Genomic DNA, 18,119 nt, shown 5'->3' on the forward strand with positions numbered 1-18,119 from the left:
TGTGGGAGCGGGCTTGCTCGCGAAGAGGTCGTCAGCCTCAACATCAACGTTGACTGACACACCGCCTTCGCGAGCAAGCCCGCTCCCACAAGGAACGAAGTAAATCCGTAAGATTTCGATCAGCCTCACATGTTGCCTTGAGCCCATGCCAGCCTCCTCCAGACTCTCCCGCCTCCTCTTCGGCCTGCTGGCCTATGTCAGCCTGGGCATCGGCCTGATCGCCATCGTCATCCCCGGCCTGCCAACCACCGAGTTCATCCTGCTGGCCGCCTGGGCCGCGACCCGCAGTTCGCCGCGCCTGAGTGCCTGGCTGGAAAACCACCGGCTGTTCGGCCCCATCCTCCATAACTGGCGCAACGGCAAGATCATCGCGCGTCGGGCAAAAGTCAGCGCCACTGTCAGCATGCTGTTTTGTGCCGGTCTGATGCTGGTAATGCTCGATCACGGCTGGCCGATTTACCTGGCAATTGCCGGCATGGGGCTGGGCAATCTGTGGATCTGGTCACGGCCGGAATCACTGCCGGAATCCAGCTGAATAACTCCGCGGTTTTTCTTCGTTTTCAAGCGCTTTTCGGCACATTTTCCTGCGCAAACGTTCAACCACTACCGCTCGTCGGGTTACCCCTCATGTAACCTCAACGCCACGCCGATGTGCATTGATCGGCGCTAAATGGATTTAGCGAGTGAGCCGCAACGGCCCACAGCCAACACTTCATCCATTCGCGAGCTCGCCCTATGTTCGACTCACTGTCCATCCGCCTGAAAATCGTCCTGCTGTCCGGTCTGTGCCTGCTGGGCGTAGTCGCCTTGATAGTGGGCATGAACATCTACCAGACCAATCAGAACGATGATCTGGTCAGCGATTCCAGCAGCAGAATGCTCACTGCCAGTGTGCAGGACCTGCTCCAGGCCAAGGCCGCCGAGCAGGCGGTGCGGGTGCAGAAGACCTTCGGTGAAACCCTGACGGTGGTGACCGCCCTCGCGGACCAGATCCAGGACATGCGCAACCTGGCCGCCAAACGCTCCCTCGAGCCCGGCGTCTTGCGAGAAGAGTTGAACCAGAGCCTGAAAACCGCCTTCGAGCGCAACAGCAAAGTGCTGGGCATTTGGCTGGCGTTCGAACCCAATGGGCTGGACGGCAAGGACAGCGAATTCGTCAATGACGCCGCCCGCCAGTCCAACGAGATCGGCCGTTTCGCCACGTACTGGAGCCGCGCCGGGGGTGAGTCGCTGAACACGATCATGGTCGAAGAAGACATGACCAAAACCACCCTGAACCTCAGCGGCACGCCGTACAACGTCTGGTACACCTGCCCGCGGGACAGCAAGCGCATCTGTCTGCTCGACCCGTATGCCGATACGGTCGGCAACAAGGAAATGTTGATGACCACCATTTCCGTACCGCTGCTGGTAGATGGCAAGTCCATCGGCGTGGTCGGCATCGACATCGCCCTCGACGTCCTGCAAGCGGCGGCGATCGACTCCCAGCGCGACCTGTTCAACAGTGCCGGGCACATGCTCATCGTTTCCGGCACTGGCGTGCTGGCCGCCTACAGTGTCGACGCCGGCAAAGTCGGCAAGAACATCGGCGACACCCTGGGCGGCGATGGCAAGGACATCGGCGACACCCTGGGCGGCGATGGCAAGGACATCCTGCAGTTGCTCAGCGTTGGCGCGCCGAAGATTCTCCAGCAAGGCGACCTGATCCGCGCGGTGTACCCGGTCAGCCCGATTGCCGATGCCAAGGCCTGGGCCGTGGTGATCGACCTGCCCAAGCAAGTGCTGCTGGCCGACTCAGTGAAACTGCAAGCGGTACTCGACGATGCTCAGCAAAGCGGCACGATCAAGGCACTGTCGGTGGCAGTGATTGCCGGTGTGATCGGTCTGCTGCTGATGTGGCTTACCGCGTCCGGCGTGACCCGCCCGATCAACAGCGTGGCCGACATGCTCAAGGCGATTGCCAGTGGCGATGGCGACCTGACCCAGCGCCTGCACTACAGCAAGAAGGACGAGTTGGGCGAACTGGTGAGCTGGTTCAACCGCTTCCTCGACAAGCTGCAACCGACCATCGCGCAGATCAAGCAAAGCATCACCGATGCCCGTGGCACGGCCGACCAGTCTTCGGAAATCGCCCGCCAGACCAGTGAAGGCATGCAGGTGCAGTTCCGCGAAATCGACCAGGTCGCCACCGCGTCCAACGAAATGAGCGCCACCGCCCACGATGTCGCCAACAGCGCCTCGAACGCGGCCAACGCGGCGAAAGGTGCCGACCAGTCGGCCCGCGACGGCATGCAAATCATCGAGCGCAGCACCCGCGACATCAATCAACTGGCCGAAGAAGTCAGCAAGGCCGTGACCGAAGTCGAAGCCCTCGCGGTCAACAGCGAGCAGATCGGTTCGGTGCTGGAGGTGATTCGCAGCATCGCCGAACAAACCAACCTGTTGGCGCTAAACGCCGCCATCGAAGCCGCCCGTGCCGGTGAAAGCGGTCGTGGCTTTGCGGTGGTCGCCGATGAAGTGCGCAATCTGGCCAAACGCACCCAGGACTCGGTGGAAGAAATTCGCCTGGTGATCGAACGCATCCAGAGCGGCACCCGCGGCGTGGTCGCCACCATGCACTCAAGCCAGACCCAGGCCCACAGCAACGCCGGGCAGATCCAGCAGGCCGTCCAGGCCTTGGGCAAGATCAGCGATGCGGTTACCGTGATCAGCGATATGAACCTGCAAATCGCCAGCGCCGCCGAACAGCAAAGCGCCGTCGCCGAAGAGGTCAACCGCAACGTCTCGGCGATCCGCACCGTCACCGAAACCCTGACCGGCCAGGCCACCGAATCGGCGCAGATCAGCAGCCAGCTCAACTCCCTGACCACCCATCAGATGAAGTTGATGGATCAGTTCCGCGTTTAAGAAGCAATGCAGTTAAATGTGGGAGCGGGCTTGCTCGCGAAAGCGGTGAGTCTGACAACAATGATGTCGACTGACACTCCGTCTTCGCGAGCAAGTCGGGTCGCCGCACCGCCGCTCCCACAGGTTTCATCTGGCTTGTCACCTGTTTTGGACTAAGATCGGGCTCTCGCTCCGGAGGGCTCTTCAATGACTGATCTGCTCACGTCCATTCAAGCCGTACTCGGTTTGCCTCACACCCCGATTCCATTCACGTCCAGTGGCGCCCTGCCCTCGGCGTTTGCCGTCACAGATCTGGCCTGCGCCAGCATGGCCGTCGCCGGCCAGGCTGCCAGCGAACTGCTGCACCAACAAACCGGGCGCCTGCCCGACCTTGAAGTTGACAGACGCCTGGCGTCATTCTGGTTCGCAACCTCGATTCGCCCGCTTGGCTGGAGCGTTCCGCCGTTGTGGGACCCGATCGCGGGTGACTACGCCACCCGCGATGGCTGGATTCGCCTGCACACCAACGCGCCCCATCACCGCGCCGCCGCAGAAAGCGTGCTCGGTGCCTGTACCGACCACGCAGCGATGGCCGACAAAGTGGCTCGGTGGGCGAAAAGCGATCTGGAACAGGCTGTGGTCGATGCCGGTGGCTGTGCCGCCGAAATGCGCACCTGGGAACAATGGCAGGTCCATCCTCAAGGCCAGGCGGTAAACGCAGAACCCTTGATTCAATTCGCCAACCACCCAAGCCAGAGCCGCCAACCGTGGTCAGGTTCAGTGGCTCGACCACTGGCTGGCATCAAGGTGCTGGACTTGACCCGGGTACTGGCCGGCCCCATCGCCAGTCGCTTTCTGGCAGGCCTGGGCGCCGATGTCCTGCGCATCGATCCGCCGACCTGGAACGAACCTGGAGTGGTGCCGGAAGTCACCTTGGGAAAACGCTGCGCGCGTCTTGATCTGAACGACAAGTCCGACCGCGCCGTTTTCGAATGCCTGCTCAAGGACGCCGACATTCTGCTTCATGGTTATCGTGCCGATGCGCTGGAACGACTTGGACTGGGCATGAATGAGCGCCGACAACTGAACCCGGGCCTGATCGATGTTTGTCTAAACGCCTATGGCTGGAGCGGCCCCTGGCAAAATCGGCGAGGCTTCGACAGCCTGGTACAGATGAGCAGTGGCATTGCCGAAGCGGGCATGCGCTGGAAGCAGTCGGACAAACCGACGCCATTGCCGGTGCAGGCCCTCGATCACGCCACCGGGTATCTGATGGCGGCCAGTGCGATCAGGTTGTTGGCGCAGCGGTTGAGCGACGGTATCGGGGGTTCGGCGCGATTGTCGTTGGCGCGTACGGCGAGGTTGTTGATCGAGCATGGGGCGGGGACGAGTGAAGCGTTACGTGCGGAAGATGAGCAGGATCAGGGGTTGATGGTGGAGCAGACACCCTGGGGACCGGCGCATCGGTTGCAGGCGCCTCTGAAGATCACAGGAACGCCTCTGCAATTGACCTTGCCCGCGACTGAACTGGGTTCACATCCCGCACAGTGGTGGTGACAGTCATATCGCCATCGCGAGCAAGCTCGCTCCCACAGGTGACCGAGACCTTCCGAGAGACCGCCATCAACTGTGGGAGCGAGCTTGCTCGCGATAGCGCCAGAAACAGCAGCACAAATTCCGGATCAGCTCAGTCCGCCCGACTCAAGGAAGTCCACAGCACCTGCGCCGCATAACCTCGATACGGCCGCCACCCTTCAGCCCGCTGCAACAGTTGCCTGGCTGTCACCGCCCCCCCCTCCAGCGCCGCCAACGCATTGATCAGCCCGACATCACCATTGGGAAACCCATCCATCTCCCGCAACTGTCGCAAGGCAATGTATTGCGCCGTCCAGTCACCAATCCCGTACAACGCCAGCAACCGCGCTACGCCCCCCTCCCGGCCGGGCTCAAACAATCGCGGATCATCGAGCAGTGCCTGAGCCACATCCGACAAGGTCCGGCCTCGGCTTTTCGGCATGCCCAGCGCTGCCAGATCTGCGCCTGCCAAAACGCTGGCCCGGGGAAAAACATGGGTCAATCCCGGTAGCGCTGAACTCAATGGCGTGCCGTACTGCGCTACCAGTTTCCCCGCCAGGCGGATCGCCGCCGCCACCGTAATCTGCTGCCCCAGTACCGCGCGGATCGCCAGCTCCAGCCCGTCCCACGCCCCGGGTACGCGCAGGCCCGGGCGTTCGGCAATCAACCGCGCCATCAGCGGATCAACCGCCAGGTGCCGGTGAATCGTGGACAGGTCGGCATCCAGGTCGAACATTCGCCGCACTCGCGCAACGATCTCAGGCACGGCAGCAGCCTCCGGAAAGTCCAGGGTCAGCTCAAGTGCATCGGATGTAGCAGGCTGGATCGAAAACGTACCGTGAACGCCATCCAGGTCGATGCTGCGCGAGTACACACCCTCGTCCACCCTTTCCAGGCCCACGATCGCCCGCGCCGACAAGAACCCCAGGAGTGCCGGCCAGTCATAGGGCGGCTGGTACGCCAGCAACAACCTCACAGACTGAGCAACCCGCTATACAACCCGTAAGCCGCCAGCCCCGCACCACCGATGACACAGGTGAAAATACCTTTCTCGACAACCGTGAACAGTGGCTTGCCCTGCTCATTACGAGCCTTGGCGAACAGGATCACACCCGGCGCATACAGCAGCGCCGACAACAGCAAATACTTCAGGCCGCCGGCATACAGCAACCACACCGCGTAGCCCAGAGCGATGCCACCAATGAGCAGGTCCTTGATCCGCTCGGCGGGTGCCTGTTGATAGGTTTCACCCCGGGCGCACAACAACACCGCATAGGCCGCCGACCACAGGTACGGCACCAGAATCATCGAGGACGCCAGGTAAATCAGACTGGTGTAGGTACCGGCGGAGAACAGGGTGATCAGCAGGAACAACTGGATCATCGAGTTGGTCAGCCACATCGCATTGACCGGCACATGGTTGGCGTTTTCCTTGGTCAGGAATGCCGGCATGGTCTTGTCTTTCGCCGTGGCGAACAGGATTTCGGCGCACAGCAACGCCCAGGACAACAAGGCCCCCAACAGCGAGATCGCCAGGCCGACGCTGATCAGCAACGCGCCCCAGGGGCCGACGATATGTTCAAGCACTGCCGCCAGCGAGGGGTTCTGCAGTTTCGCCAGTTGCGGCTGGGTCATGATGCCCAGCGACAGCACGTTCACCAGCACCAGCAGTGCCAATACCCCAATGAACCCGATCACCGTCGCCCGGCCCACGTCGGAACGTTTCTCCGCCCGGGCCGAATAGACACTGGCCCCCTCGATACCGATGAACACGAACACGGTGACCAGCATCATGTGCCGAACCTGATCCATCACGCTGCCGAATTCCGGGTTGTTGCGCCCCCAGATGTCGGCGGTGAAGATATCCGCCTTGAACGCCACGGCGGCGATCACGATGAACATGATCAGCGGCACGATCTTGGCCACGGTGGTCACTTGATTGATGAATGCCGCCTCCTTGATCCCGCGCATCACCACAAAATGCACGGTCCAGAGCAGCACCGAAGCGCAGGCGATGGCGATCGGCGTGTTGCCTTCGCCAAACACCGGAACGAAATAACCGAGGGTGCTGAACAGCAGCACGAAGTAGCCGACGTTGCCCAGCCAGGCGCTGATCCAGTAGCCCCAGGCCGAAGAAAAACCCATGTAATCGCCGAACCCGGCCTTGGCATAGGCGTACACCCCGGAGTCCAGCTCCGGCTTGCGATTGGCCAGGGTCTGGAACACGAACGCCAGGGTCAACATGCCGACGGCGGTGATTGCCCAACCGATCAGGATTGCCCCGGCATCGGCCCTGGCCGCCATGTTCTGCGGCAGGGAAAAAATCCCGCCGCCGATCATCGAACCCACCACCAGCGCGATCAGTGCGCTCAGGCGAAGCTTGTTCGGTGATTGCGACATCGTTGCATCTCCATTTTTCGTTGGTGGGCGGCAACGGCCGCGAGATCGTCACATAACGAGCGTCAACTAAACTGATGAAGAGTAATAACGTTTATTGAATAACGCCAACCAGCCTCTTTTTTACTTGCACAAAATGGCTATTTTGACACCGATATATTCATTTGTTTTATACGCACTTTTAATATGTCGACTCTGTACAAAAAACGCATAAACAAAACTTGCAGATTCGAAAACCCCAACTAGCGTCATAATTCGAAACAAATACAAAAAGTGCTAAAACAAACTGAAAAAGGCTCTAGAGCAGGCATTACAGGCAGAAACACCGCAAATGATGGCACTCCGCCAACAAACTGGTAACACTCTCATTTAGTGATCTAAGTCAGCTGATTGAGCAGTCAACGGAATTAGTCTGTTGCCTCTCTTCTCCTGCATTGGAGTCATGCAATGTCTGAAGCTCCCGGAAAACTGAAACTCGGCGCGCTGGTTGCGTTAGTCGTGGGTTCGATGATTGGTGGCGGGATATTTTCCTTGCCACAAAACATGGCGGCCAGCGCGGATGTCGGCGCCATTCTGATCGGTTGGGCGATCACCGCCGTCGGCATGTTGACCCTGGCGTTCGTGTTCCAGACCCTGGCCAACCGCAAACCCGATCTTGATGGCGGGGTTTACGCCTACGCCAAGGCCGGGTTCGGCGACTACATGGGCTTCTCGTCCGCCTGGGGGTACTGGATCAGTGCCTGGCTGGGCAACGTGGGGTACTTCGTACTTTTGTTCAGCACCCTCGGCTACTTCTTTCCGATATTTGGGGAGGGGAATACCCCCGCTGCCGTGATCGGCGCCTCGGTGCTGCTGTGGGGCGTACATTTCCTCGTACTGCGAGGAATAAAGGAAGCAGCGTTCATCAACCTGGTGACCACTGTCGCCAAGATCGTGCCGTTGCTGCTGTTCATGTTGATTGCGGTATTCGCCTTCAAACTGGACATCTTCACCGCCGACATCTGGGGCCTGAAGAACCCGGACCTGGGCAGCGTGATGGACCAGGTGCGCAAGATGATGCTGGTCACCGTGTGGGTGTTCATCGGCATCGAAGGCGCGAGCATCTTTTCGGCCCGGGCGGAAAAACGCAGCGACGTGGGTAAGGCCACCGTGATCGGCTTCGTCACCGTGCTGCTGTTTTTGGTCCTGGTCAACGTGCTGTCGCTGGGGATCATGACCCAGCCGGAACTGGCCAAACTGCAGAATCCGTCGATGGCCGCCGTGCTGGAGCACGTGGTCGGTCACTGGGGTGCGGTGCTGATCAGCGTCGGTTTGATCATCTCGTTGCTGGGGGCGTTGCTGTCGTGGGTGCTGCTGTGCGCGGAGATCATGTTCGCCGCCGCCAAGGACCACACCATGCCGGAGTTTCTGCGCAAGGAAAACGCCAACCATGTACCGGTCAACGCCCTGTGGCTGACCAATGCCATGGTGCAGGTTTTCCTGATCATCACGTTGTTCTCGGCCAGCACTTACCTGTCGCTGATCTACCTCGCCACCTCGATGATTCTGGTGCCTTACCTGTGGTCGGCAGCCTACGCCTTGCTGCTGGCGGTGCGCGGCGAAAGCTACGAAGGCGCCGCGGGCGAGCGGCAGAAGGATCTCATCATCGGCGCCGTGGCCCTGATCTACGCGGTCTGGCTGTTGTACGCCGGCGGCATCAAGTACCTGCTGCTGTCCGCCCTGCTCTACGCCCCCGGCGTGATCTTGTTCGCCAAGGCCAAGCTGGAAATCAACAAACCGGTTTTCACCAACGTCGAGAAGCTGATTTTCGCTACGGTGGTCGTCGGCGCCATGGTGGCGGCCTACGGTCTCTATGACGGCTTCCTGACTCTGTAAAACCCCTGTTTTTGTCATCTGGAGGATCACTGTAATGACCACGGGAAAAGTTAAGTACGGCGTCCATTCCGAGGCCGGCAAACTGCGCAAAGTCATGGTTTGCTCCCCAGGCCTGGCCCATCAGCGGCTGACCCCGAACAACTGCGATGAACTGCTGTTCGATGATGTGCTGTGGGTGGCCCAGGCCAAGCGCGACCACTTCGACTTCGTTACCAAGATGCGCGAACGCAACATCGATGTGCTGGAAATGCACAACCTGCTGACCGACATCGTCGCCATCCCCGAAGCCCTGGACTGGATTCTGGAGCGCAAGGTCACCGCCAACTCGGTGGGCCTTGGCCTGATCAATGAAACCTCTTCGTGGCTGCGCAGCCTGGAACCGCGTCACATCGCCGAGTTCCTGATCGGCGGCGTCTCGGGCGACGATTTGCCCACCAGTTTCGGTGGCAAGGCCATCGAGATGTTCCGCGACTTCCTCGGCAACTCCAGCTTCATCCTGCCACCGCTGCCCAACACCCAGTTCACCCGAGACACCACCTGCTGGATTTACGGTGGCGTCACCCTCAACCCGATGTACTGGCCGGCACGTCGTCAGGAAACCCTGCTGACCACCGCCATCTACAAATTCCACCCCGAGTTCACCAAAGCAGATTTCGAGATCTGGTACGGCGACCCGGACCTGGACCACGGTAACTCCACCCTTGAGGGTGGTGATGTGATGCCGATCGGCAACGGCGTGGTCTTGATCGGCATGGGCGAACGCTCGTCGCGCCAGGCCATTGCCCAACTGGCGGTGAACCTGTTCAAAAACAAAGCCGTGGAGAAAGTGATCGTCGCCGGCCTGCCGAAATCCCGCGCGGCGATGCACCTGGACACCGTGTTCAGCTTCTGTGATCGCGACCTCGTCACGATCTTCCCGGAAGTGGTGAACCAGATTGTCGCCTTCACCCTGCGTCCCGATGAAAGCAAGGCGGGCGGCATCGATATCCGCCGCGAAGAAACCAGCTTCCTCGACACCGTGGCCCAGGCCCTGAACCTCAAAGCGTTGCGCGTGGTGGAAACCGGCGGCAACAGCTTCGCCGCCGAACGCGAGCAATGGGACGACGGCAACAACGTAGTGGCCGTGGAGCCAGGCGTGGTCATCGGCTACGACCGCAATACCTACACCAACACCCTGCTGCGCAAGGCCGGTGTGGAAGTGATCACCATCAGCGCCGGCGAACTCGGCCGGGGACGGGGCGGCGGCCATTGCATGACCTGCCCGATCATCCGCGACCCGATTGACTACTAACCTATTGCCTTGGACCGCGCTGCCCTCTACCCAAGGGCATGCGCAGGCCAAGGGGATTACCGACACCTTAGGAGATCCAAAATGGCGTTCAATATCCATAACCGCAATCTGCTGAGCCTGGAACACCACACCCCTCGCGAATTGCGCTACCTGCTCGACCTGTCCCGCGACCTCAAGCGTGCCAAGTACACCGGCACCGAACAGCAGCATCTCAAGGGCAACAACATCGCGCTGATCTTCGAAAAAACCTCGACCCGCACCCGCTGCGCGTTTGAAGTTGCAGCCTATGACCAGGGCGCCAACGTCACCTACATCGACCCGAATTCCTCGCAGATCGGCCACAAGGAAAGCATGAAGGACACCGCCCGCGTGCTCGGGCGCATGTATGACGCCATCGAGTACCGTGGCTTCAAGCAGGAAATCGTCGAGGAACTGGCCAAGTTCGCCGGCGTACCGGTGTTCAACGGCTTGACCGACGAATATCACCCGACGCAAATGATCGCCGACGTGCTGACCATGCGTGAGCACGCCGACAAGCCGATCCACGAGATCAGCTACGCCTACCTGGGCGATGCGCGCAACAACATGGGCAACTCCCTGCTGCTGATCGGCGCCAAGCTCGGCATGGACGTGCGCATCTGTGCGCCAAAAGCCCTGTGGCCGGCGGACGACCTGGTGGCGCGCTGCAAACAGTACGGCGAAGAAAGCGGTGCGCGCATTACTCTCACCGAAGACCCGAAAGCGGCGGTCAAGGGTGTGGACTTCATCCACACCGACGTCTGGGTGTCGATGGGCGAGCCGGTTGAAGCCTGGGCCGAACGCATCCAGCAACTGCTGCCGTATCAGGTCAACGCCGAACTGATGAAAGCCACCGGTAACCCGCGCACCAAGTTCATGCACTGCCTGCCGGCGTTCCACAACTGTGATACCAAAGTCGGCAAGCAGATTGCCGAGCAGTACCCGCACCTGAGCAACGGCATCGAAGTGACCGATGACGTGTTCGAGTCGCCGGCCTGCATCGCCTTCGAGCAAGCGGAAAACCGCATGCACACCATCAAGGCGATTCTGGTGTCGACGCTGGCTGATCTATAACGGCTGACTGGCTCCCACTGACGGAACACGGTCAATGTGGGAGCTGGCTTGCCTGCGATGGCAACGCCGCGGTGCATCTGACAGACCGCGGCGATCCCATCGCGAGCAAGCTCGCTCCCACAGGGTCAGGGTTCCATCGACAGACCGAGTCGCCCGTTTACTTCTCTTTTAGAAGGACTAGCACCATGCGTATCGTCGTAGCTCTTGGCGGTAATGCCCTGCTCCGCCGGGGCGAACCCATGACCGCTGACAACCAGCGCGCCAACATCCGGATCGCCACCGAACAGATCGCCAAGATCCATCCCGGCAACCAGCTGGTCATCGCCCATGGCAATGGCCCTCAAGTCGGCCTGCTGTCATTGCAGGCGGCGGCCTACACCTCGGTTTCGCCTTATCCGCTGGACGTGCTCGGTGCCGAAACCGAAGGCATGATCGGCTACATCATCGAACAGGAACTGGGCAATCTGCTGGACTTCGAAGTGCCCTTCGCGACCTTGCTGACCCAGGTCGAAGTCGATGCCAATGACCCGGCCTTCAAGAACCCGACCAAACCCATCGGCCCTGTCTATTCCAAGGAAGAGGCCGAAGCACTCGCCGCCGAGAAAGGCTGGGCCATTGCCCCGGACGGTGACAAATACCGTCGCGTGGTCGCCAGCCCGAATCCGAAACGCATCTTCGAAATCCGTCCGATCAAATGGCTGCTGGAAAAAAGCAGCATCGTGATCTGCGCCGGCGGTGGCGGCATTCCGACCATGTATACCTCCCCCGGCAAACTCGAGGGCGTCGAAGCGGTCATCGACAAGGACCTGTGCTCGGCGCTGCTGGCCGAACAGCTTGAAGCCGATCTGCTGGTGATCGCCACCGACGTCAACGCCGCCTTCATCGACTTTGGCAAACCCACGCAGAAAGCCATCGCCCAGGCCCACCCCGACGAAATGGAAAAACTCGGCTTCGCCGCCGGCTCCATGGGACCGAAGGTGCAGGCAGCCTGCGAGTTCGCGCGCCATACTGGGAAAGTCGCAGTGATCGGCTCGCTCTCGGACATCGAAGCGATCGTCCAGGGCAAGGCCGGTACGCGCATCAGTACGGCGACACCGGGCATCAGCTATCAGTAAACGAAACGGCGGGGCAGGCCTGGAGCCGGCCCTGATTCAAGATCTTTTGAAGGAGAGTCAACAATGGCAACGTTCGAGCCGGGTCACCTGCACATCGAGCGACACGCGCTGAACAAGGATGACGTCAGCTACAACATCTGCATCGACTATGAAGTCGCCCAGGACCCCAAGGAAGGCAAAGGGATGCAGTTCAAGATGCACGGCAGCATCCAGGGCAAGGACATGAGCGAGACGTTCTTCCTGCCCAAGGACATGGCCTACAACTTCGCCAGCAACGTCACCAAGATTGCCGAGAAGCACGGCATCCCGAAAACCCATAGCAACATCGGTTCGATCCACAAGCATTACGACGCCATGTTCGAGGACGTGCGGGTACAACTGAATATGAAATCGGGCGACCCGGTCAAACCCGAGCACCTGGAATAATTGATTCACCACAATCTACTGTGGGAGCGGGCTTGCTCGCGAAAGCGGTGTATCAGTCGCCAACGATGGTGTCTGACACGACGCTTTCGCGAGCAAGCCCGCTCCCACATTGGTTCGGTGGGCACTCGCAAATCCGTTTCAAAATTTCACCATTAGCCCGCCCCAAGGCATACTTGCCACCCTTCGCACTGCAGAACCCAAGACCGCCCCATGCGTATCCACGTCAGCTTCATCGACCGCGTCGGTATCACCCAGGAAGTCCTGGCCCTGCTCGGCGGGCGCAATCTGAACCTGGATGCGGTGGAAATGGTCCCGCCCAATGTTTATATCGACGCCCCGACGCTGAGCCCGCAAGTCCTCGAGGAACTGCGTGATGCCCTGTTCAGCGTGCGTGGCGTGCAAGCGGTGACGGTGGTCGACATCCTGCCCGGACAGCGCCGACACCTGCAGCTCGACGCGTTGCTGGCCGCCATGACCGACCCGGTACTGGCGCTGGACAGCGACGGCAAGGTGCTGCTGGCCAACCCGGCCTTGATCGCCCTGTACGGCCGCGAGCCCGACGGTGAAAGCGTGGCCGACCTGTTTGCCGACCCGGCCTTGCTCGACACCCTGCTCGAACACGGCTTTCGCCTGCCGCTGCGGGAAATCACCGTCAACGGCCAGACCCTGTTGCTCGACGCCACACCGATCACCGACGCCGGCGCCCTGCTGACCCTGTACCAACCGAACCGCATTGGCGAACGCCTTTCCGCGCTGCACCATGACCACGCCGAAGGTTTCGATGCCCTGCTCGGCGAGTCCCCGGTGATCCGCACCCTCAAGGCGCGTGCCCAGCGGGTGGCGGCCCTCGATGCACCGTTGCTGATACAGGGCGAAACCGGCACCGGCAAGGAACTGGTGGCCCGCGCCTGCCACGCCATCAGCGCCCGGCACAGCGCACCGTTTCTGGCGTTGAACTGCGCGGCATTGCCGGAGAACCTCGCCGAAAGTGAACTGTTCGGCTACGCCCCCGGCGCCTTCACCGGCGCACAACGAGGGGGTAAGCCGGGACTGATGGAGTTGGCCAACCAGGGCACGGTGTTTCTCGATGAAATCGGCGAGATGTCGCCGTATTTGCAAGCCAAATTGCTGCGTTTCCTCAACGACGGCAGTTTTCGCCGGGTCGGCGGTGACCGTGAGGTCAAGGTCAACGTACGGATCCTCAGCGCCACCCACCGCGACCTGGAAAAAATGGTCAGCGAAGGCCTGTTCCGCGAGGACCTGTTCTATCGCCTCAACGTCCTCAACGTCGAAGTGCCGCCCCTGCGCGAACGCGGCCAGGACATCCTGCTGCTGGCCCGCTACTTCATGCAGCAGGCCTGTGCGCAGATCCAGCGACCGATCTGTCGCCTGGCGCCGGGCACTTACCCGGCGCTGCTGGGCAACCGCTGGCCAGGCAACGTGCGGCAATTGCAGAACGTGATCTTCCGCGCCGCGGCGATCTGCGAAAGCAGTCTGGTGGACATCGGCGATCTGGACATCGCCGGCACCTCGGTAGCCCGCCAAGGCGATCATGACGTCGACAGCCTGGAACAGGCCATGGACGAGTTCGAGAAAACCCTGCTGGAAAAACTCTACGCCAGCTACCCCTCGACCCGGCAACTCGCGACCCGGCTGCAAACCTCCCACACGGCAATTGCCCATCGGTTGCGCAAGTACGGGATTCCGAGCAAGGCCTGAACCACACTCGGTCAATGTGGGAGCGGGCTTGCTCGCGAAGGCGTAGTGTCAGGCAGCATTGATATCGACTGACACACCGCTTTCGCGAGCAAGCCCGCTCCCACAGGTTCACCTCCAGTCTGAAAATCGCGCCAAAAACGACCTCCACCTGTACTGAAAGCGCTACAGCGGAACGATATCGCTACACTCCTCTCCAATCACGGCTGTGCAAGGCTTTGATCCACCTCGGCTTTTATCCTTGACATATACCGTATCGATTTCGCTACAACGAGTGAATTTCAGCGTTTGTCGAAACCACCTAAATCATTGATCAATAACAATAAAAACAACGTTGGCCGCGTTCTTGCTATGTAGTCCTCCATAACCTGGGCATTGCCCAAGCCTTCAATCGCGTCCACCAGACGAGTCTGGCCCCTTAGGAGTTTCCATGAGCGAGTTGCGTTTTACTGAAGATCACGAATGGCTGCGCACCGAAGCTGACGGCAGCGTCACGGTCGGCATCACCGCTTTCGCACAGAACGCCCTGGGCGACGTGGTTTTCGTTCAACTGCCTGAGCTGCAGTCCTACGACAAAGGCGCCGAAGCCGCCACCGTGGAATCGGTAAAGGCTGCAAGCGGCGTGTACATGCCGCTGGACGGCGAAGTGCTGGAAGTGAACCCGGCGCTCGACAGCAGCCCGGAACTGGTCAACGAAGATCCGCTGGGCGAAGGCTGGTTCTTCCGTTTCAAACCAAGCGACGCCGCCGCTGTCGGCCAACTGCTGGATCAGGACGCCTACGACCGCCTGATCAAAGCCCAAGCCGAAGCCTGAGGAGCACCGACATGACCCAGATCAATTTGACTACCGCCAACGAATTCATCGCCCGTCACATCGGCCCGCGCGCCGGTGACGAGCAAGCCATGCTCAACAGCCTCGGTTTCGACTCCCTGGAAGCCCTGAGCGCCAGCGTGATTCCCGACAGCATCAAGGGCACTAGCGTCCTCGGCCTGGAAGATGGCTTGAGCGAAGCCGATGCCCTGGCCTTGATCAAGTCCATCGCGACTAAAAACCAGCTGTTCAAGACCTACATCGGCCAGGGCTACTACGGCACCCACACGCCGTCGCCGATCCTGCGCAACTTGCTGGAAAACCCGGCCTGGTACACCGCCTACACCCCATACCAGCCAGAAATTTCCCAAGGCCGTCTCGAAGCGCTGCTGAACTTCCAGACCCTGATCAGCGACCTCACCGGCCTGCCGATCGCCAACGCCTCGCTGCTCGACGAAGCCACCGCCGCTGCCGAAGCCATGACCTTCTGCAAACGCCTGAGCAAGAACAAAAGCAGCCACGCTTTCTTCGCCTCCGTGCATTGCCACCCGCAGACCCTCGACGTACTGCGCACCCGTGCCGAGCCTCTGGGCATCGACGTGGTGGTGGGCGACGAGCGTGAACTGAGCGACGTGACGCCGTTCTTCGGCGCTCTGCTGCAATACCCGGCAAGCAACGGTGACGTGTTCGATTACCGCGAGCTGACCGAACGCTTCCACGCTGCCAACGCCCTCGTTGCCGTGGCAGCCGACCTGCTGGCCCTGACCGTGCTGACCGCGCCTGGCGAATTCGGCGCCGACGTGGCCATCGGCAGCGCACAACGCTTCGGCGTGCCGCTGGGCTTCGGTGGCCCGCACGCGGCGTACTTCTCCACCAAGGACGCATTCAAACGTGACATGCCGGGCCGCCTGGTCGGTGTTTCGGTAGACCGTTTCGGCAACCCGGCCCTGCGCCTGGCCATGCAGACCCGCGAGCAACACATCCGTCGCGAGAAAGCCACCAGCAACATCTGCACCGCACAAGTACTGCTGGCAAACATCGCCAGCATGTACGCCGTGTACCACGGCCCGAAAGGCCTGACGCAGATCGCCAATCGCGTGCATCACCTGACTGCAATCCTGGCCAAAGGCTTGAGTGCACTGGGTCTGAACGTCGAGCAAACCAGCTTCTTCGACACCCTGACGGTGAAGGCCGGCGCGCAAACCGCCGCCCTGCACGACAAGGCACACGCCCAGCGCATCAATCTGCGCGTGGTCGATGGTGAGCGCCTGGGCCTGTCCCTGGACGAAACCACCACTCAGGCCGACGTTGAAACCCTGTGGAGCCTGCTGTCCGACGGCAAGGCCCTGCCGGACTTCGCCGCCCTCGCCGCCTCGGTGCAGAGCGCCATCCCGGCCACGCTGGTGCGTCAGTCGCCGATCCTCAGCCACCCGGTGTTCAACCGCTATCACTCGGAAACCGAGCTGATGCGCTACCTGCGCAAACTGGCGGACAAGGACCTGGCGCTGGACCGCACCATGATCCCGCTGGGTTCGTGCACCATGAAACTCAACGCCGCCAGCGAAATGATCCCGGTGACCTGGGCCGAGTTCGGCGCCCTGCACCCATTCGCCCCGGCCGAGCAAAGCGTCGGCTACCAGCAATTGACCGACGAGCTGGAAGCGATGCTCTGCGCCGCCACCGGTTATGACTCGGTGTCCCTGCAACCGAACGCCGGCTCCCAGGGTGAATACGCAGGTCTGCTGGCGATCCGTGCCTACCACCAGAGCCGTGGCGAAGACCGTCGCGACATCTGCCTGATCCCGTCGTCGGCCCACGGCACCAACCCGGCCACCGCACAAATGGCCGGCATGCGCGTGGTCGTCACCGCGTGCGATGCCCGTGGCAACGTCGACATCGAAGACCTGCGCGCCAAGGCCATCGAGCACCGCGAACACCTCGCCGCGCTGATGATCACCTACCCGTCGACCCACGGCGTGTTCGAAGAAGGCATCCGCGAAATCTGCGGCATCATTCATGACAACGGCGGCCAGGTGTATATCGACGGCGCCAACATGAACGCCATGGTCGGCCTCTGTGCCCCGGGCAAGTTCGGCGGCGACGTTTCGCACCTGAACCTGCACAAGACCTTCTGCATTCCCCACGGTGGTGGCGGCCCGGGCGTCGGCCCGATCGGCGTGAAATCGCACCTGGCGCCATTCCTGCCGGGCCACGCACAGATGGAGCGCAAGGAAGGCGCCGTTTGCGCGGCACCGTTCGGCAGCGCGAGCATCCTGCCGATCACCTGGATGTACATTCGTATGATGGGTGGCGCGGGCCTCAAGCGTGCTTCGCAGCTGGCGATCCTCAATGCCAACTACATCTCCCGTCGCCTGGAAGAGCACTATCCAGTGCTGTACACCGGCAGCAACGGCCTGGTGGCGCACGAGTGCATCCTCGACCTGCGTCCACTGAAAGACAGCAGCGGCATCAGTGTCGATGACGTCGCCAAGCGTCTGATCGACTTTGGCTTCCACGCGCCGACCATGTCGTTCCCGGTGGCAGGCACGCTGATGATCGAGCCGACCGAAAGCGAATCCAAGGAAGAACTGGACCGCTTCTGCGACGCCATGATCCGCATCCGCGAAGAAATCCGCGCAGTGGAAAATGGCACGCTGGACAAGGACGACAACCCGCTGAAGAACGCGCCGCACACCGCCAAGGAACTGGTTGGCGAGTGGTCGCACCCGTACAGCCGTGAACAAGCGGTTTACCCGGTTGCGTCGCTGATCGAAGGCAAGTACTGGCCACCGGTCGGTCGCGTCGACAACGTGTTCGGCGACCGCAACCTGGTCTGCGCCTGCCCGTCGATCGAAAGCTACGCTTAAACCAATGAGGGGGCGGGTTTGCTCGCCCCTCTCAAGAACACCGCATATCCCGGGGGTTATACACATCT

The 18,119-nt window shown here is 61.0% G+C and carries 12 protein-coding genes and 2 pseudogenes; 12 read left to right on the forward strand and 2 right to left on the reverse strand.

Annotated features, from left to right (window positions below; all coding sequences use genetic code 11):
* Positions 1 to 145 precede the first annotated feature (145 nt).
* The 4 genes and pseudogenes from KGB29_RS18360 (at position 146) to KGB29_RS18370 (ending at position 4,443) form a co-directional block, all read left to right on the forward strand.
* Complete coding sequence (locus KGB29_RS18360) at positions 146 to 535, forward strand: YbaN family protein (protein WP_150813289.1); 390 nt, start codon at positions 146 to 148, stop codon at positions 533 to 535.
* A 464-nt stretch (positions 536 to 999) separates the two neighbouring features.
* A pseudogene (locus KGB29_RS28935) lies at positions 1,000 to 2,001 on the forward strand (chemotaxis protein); the annotation flags it as partial.
* Between the two features lie 372 nt (positions 2,002 to 2,373).
* A pseudogene (locus KGB29_RS28940) lies at positions 2,374 to 2,907 on the forward strand (methyl-accepting chemotaxis protein); the annotation flags it as partial.
* A 186-nt stretch (positions 2,908 to 3,093) separates the two neighbouring features.
* On the forward strand, positions 3,094 to 4,443 hold the full coding sequence (locus KGB29_RS18370; RefSeq protein ID WP_223616468.1) for a CoA transferase: 1,350 nt from the start codon (positions 3,094 to 3,096) through the stop codon (positions 4,441 to 4,443).
* 130 nt (positions 4,444 to 4,573) lie between these two features.
* Here KGB29_RS18370 and KGB29_RS18375 read toward each other — a convergent pair whose 3' ends face one another.
* Together KGB29_RS18375 and arcD (KGB29_RS18380) are read right to left on the reverse strand one after the other, a co-directional pair.
* Positions 4,574 to 5,437 carry a DNA-3-methyladenine glycosylase family protein gene (locus tag KGB29_RS18375; protein ID WP_150813292.1) on the reverse strand — a complete coding sequence of 288 codons (864 nt, stop codon included), beginning with the start codon at positions 5,435 to 5,437 and terminating at the stop codon, positions 4,574 to 4,576.
* On the reverse strand, positions 5,434 to 6,861 hold the full coding sequence (gene arcD / locus KGB29_RS18380; protein ID WP_057713532.1) for an arginine-ornithine antiporter: 1,428 nt from the start codon (positions 6,859 to 6,861) through the stop codon (positions 5,434 to 5,436). Before arcD (KGB29_RS18380) ends, KGB29_RS18375 begins: the two co-directional genes overlap by 4 nt.
* Positions 6,862 to 7,305: 444 nt before the next feature.
* Here arcD (KGB29_RS18380) and arcD (KGB29_RS18385) point away from each other — a divergent pair, with 444 nt between their 5' ends.
* From arcD (KGB29_RS18385) to gcvP, 8 genes are all read left to right on the forward strand, one after another.
* On the forward strand, positions 7,306 to 8,733 hold the full coding sequence (gene arcD, locus KGB29_RS18385) for an arginine-ornithine antiporter (protein WP_150813293.1): 1,428 nt from the start codon (positions 7,306 to 7,308) through the stop codon (positions 8,731 to 8,733).
* A gap of 34 nt (positions 8,734 to 8,767) precedes the next feature.
* Complete coding sequence (arcA, locus tag KGB29_RS18390; RefSeq protein ID WP_150813294.1) at positions 8,768 to 10,024, forward strand: arginine deiminase; 1,257 nt, start codon at positions 8,768 to 8,770, stop codon at positions 10,022 to 10,024.
* 81 nt (positions 10,025 to 10,105) lie between these two features.
* Positions 10,106 to 11,116: an ornithine carbamoyltransferase gene (locus tag KGB29_RS18395; RefSeq protein WP_007974406.1), complete on the forward strand. Its 1,011-nt coding sequence runs from the start codon at positions 10,106 to 10,108 to the stop codon at positions 11,114 to 11,116.
* Between the two features lie 185 nt (positions 11,117 to 11,301).
* Positions 11,302 to 12,231, forward strand: coding sequence for a carbamate kinase (arcC, locus tag KGB29_RS18400; protein WP_150813295.1), 930 nt, complete (start codon positions 11,302 to 11,304; stop codon positions 12,229 to 12,231).
* A gap of 63 nt (positions 12,232 to 12,294) precedes the next feature.
* Positions 12,295 to 12,657, forward strand: coding sequence for a DUF5064 family protein (locus tag KGB29_RS18405; RefSeq protein ID WP_090457435.1), 363 nt, complete (start codon positions 12,295 to 12,297; stop codon positions 12,655 to 12,657).
* Positions 12,658 to 12,867: 210 nt separating this feature from the next.
* A complete protein-coding gene (locus tag KGB29_RS18410) occupies positions 12,868 to 14,376 on the forward strand; it encodes a sigma-54-dependent transcriptional regulator (protein WP_150813296.1) in 1,509 nt (502 codons plus the stop codon).
* Positions 14,377 to 14,803: 427 nt separating this feature from the next.
* A complete protein-coding gene (gene gcvH, locus KGB29_RS18415) occupies positions 14,804 to 15,187 on the forward strand; it encodes a glycine cleavage system protein GcvH (RefSeq protein ID WP_007996035.1) in 384 nt (127 codons plus the stop codon).
* 11 nt (positions 15,188 to 15,198) lie between these two features.
* Positions 15,199 to 18,051, forward strand: a complete 2,853-nt coding sequence (gcvP, locus tag KGB29_RS18420; protein WP_150813297.1) for an aminomethyl-transferring glycine dehydrogenase — start codon at positions 15,199 to 15,201, stop codon at positions 18,049 to 18,051.
* Positions 18,052 to 18,119 lie beyond the last annotated feature (68 nt).

Origin of the sequence: Pseudomonas sp. BF-B-30, assembly GCF_019956305.1 — a bacterium.
GTDB lineage: Bacteria > Pseudomonadota > Gammaproteobacteria > Pseudomonadales > Pseudomonadaceae > Aquipseudomonas > Aquipseudomonas jessenii.

Bases quoted from the DNA above. Each gene is read 5' to 3' on its own strand.
- KGB29_RS18360 (WP_150813289.1), top strand. From the start codon at position 146: ATGCCAGCCTCCTCCAGACTCTCCCGCCTCCTCTTCGGCCTGCTGGCC.
- KGB29_RS18370 (WP_223616468.1), top strand. From the start codon at position 3,094: ATGACTGATCTGCTCACGTCCATTCAAGCCGTACTCGGTTTGCCTCAC.
- arcD (WP_057713532.1), bottom strand. From the start codon at position 6,861: ATGTCGCAATCACCGAACAAGCTTCGCCTGAGCGCACTGATCGCGCTG.
- arcD (WP_150813293.1), top strand. From the start codon at position 7,306: ATGTCTGAAGCTCCCGGAAAACTGAAACTCGGCGCGCTGGTTGCGTTA.
- arcA (WP_150813294.1), top strand. From the start codon at position 8,768: ATGACCACGGGAAAAGTTAAGTACGGCGTCCATTCCGAGGCCGGCAAA.
- KGB29_RS18395 (WP_007974406.1), top strand. From the start codon at position 10,106: ATGGCGTTCAATATCCATAACCGCAATCTGCTGAGCCTGGAACACCAC.
- arcC (WP_150813295.1), top strand. From the start codon at position 11,302: ATGCGTATCGTCGTAGCTCTTGGCGGTAATGCCCTGCTCCGCCGGGGC.
- KGB29_RS18405 (WP_090457435.1), top strand. From the start codon at position 12,295: ATGGCAACGTTCGAGCCGGGTCACCTGCACATCGAGCGACACGCGCTG.
- KGB29_RS18410 (WP_150813296.1), top strand. From the start codon at position 12,868: ATGCGTATCCACGTCAGCTTCATCGACCGCGTCGGTATCACCCAGGAA.
- gcvH (WP_007996035.1), top strand. From the start codon at position 14,804: ATGAGCGAGTTGCGTTTTACTGAAGATCACGAATGGCTGCGCACCGAA.
- gcvP (WP_150813297.1), top strand. From the start codon at position 15,199: ATGACCCAGATCAATTTGACTACCGCCAACGAATTCATCGCCCGTCAC.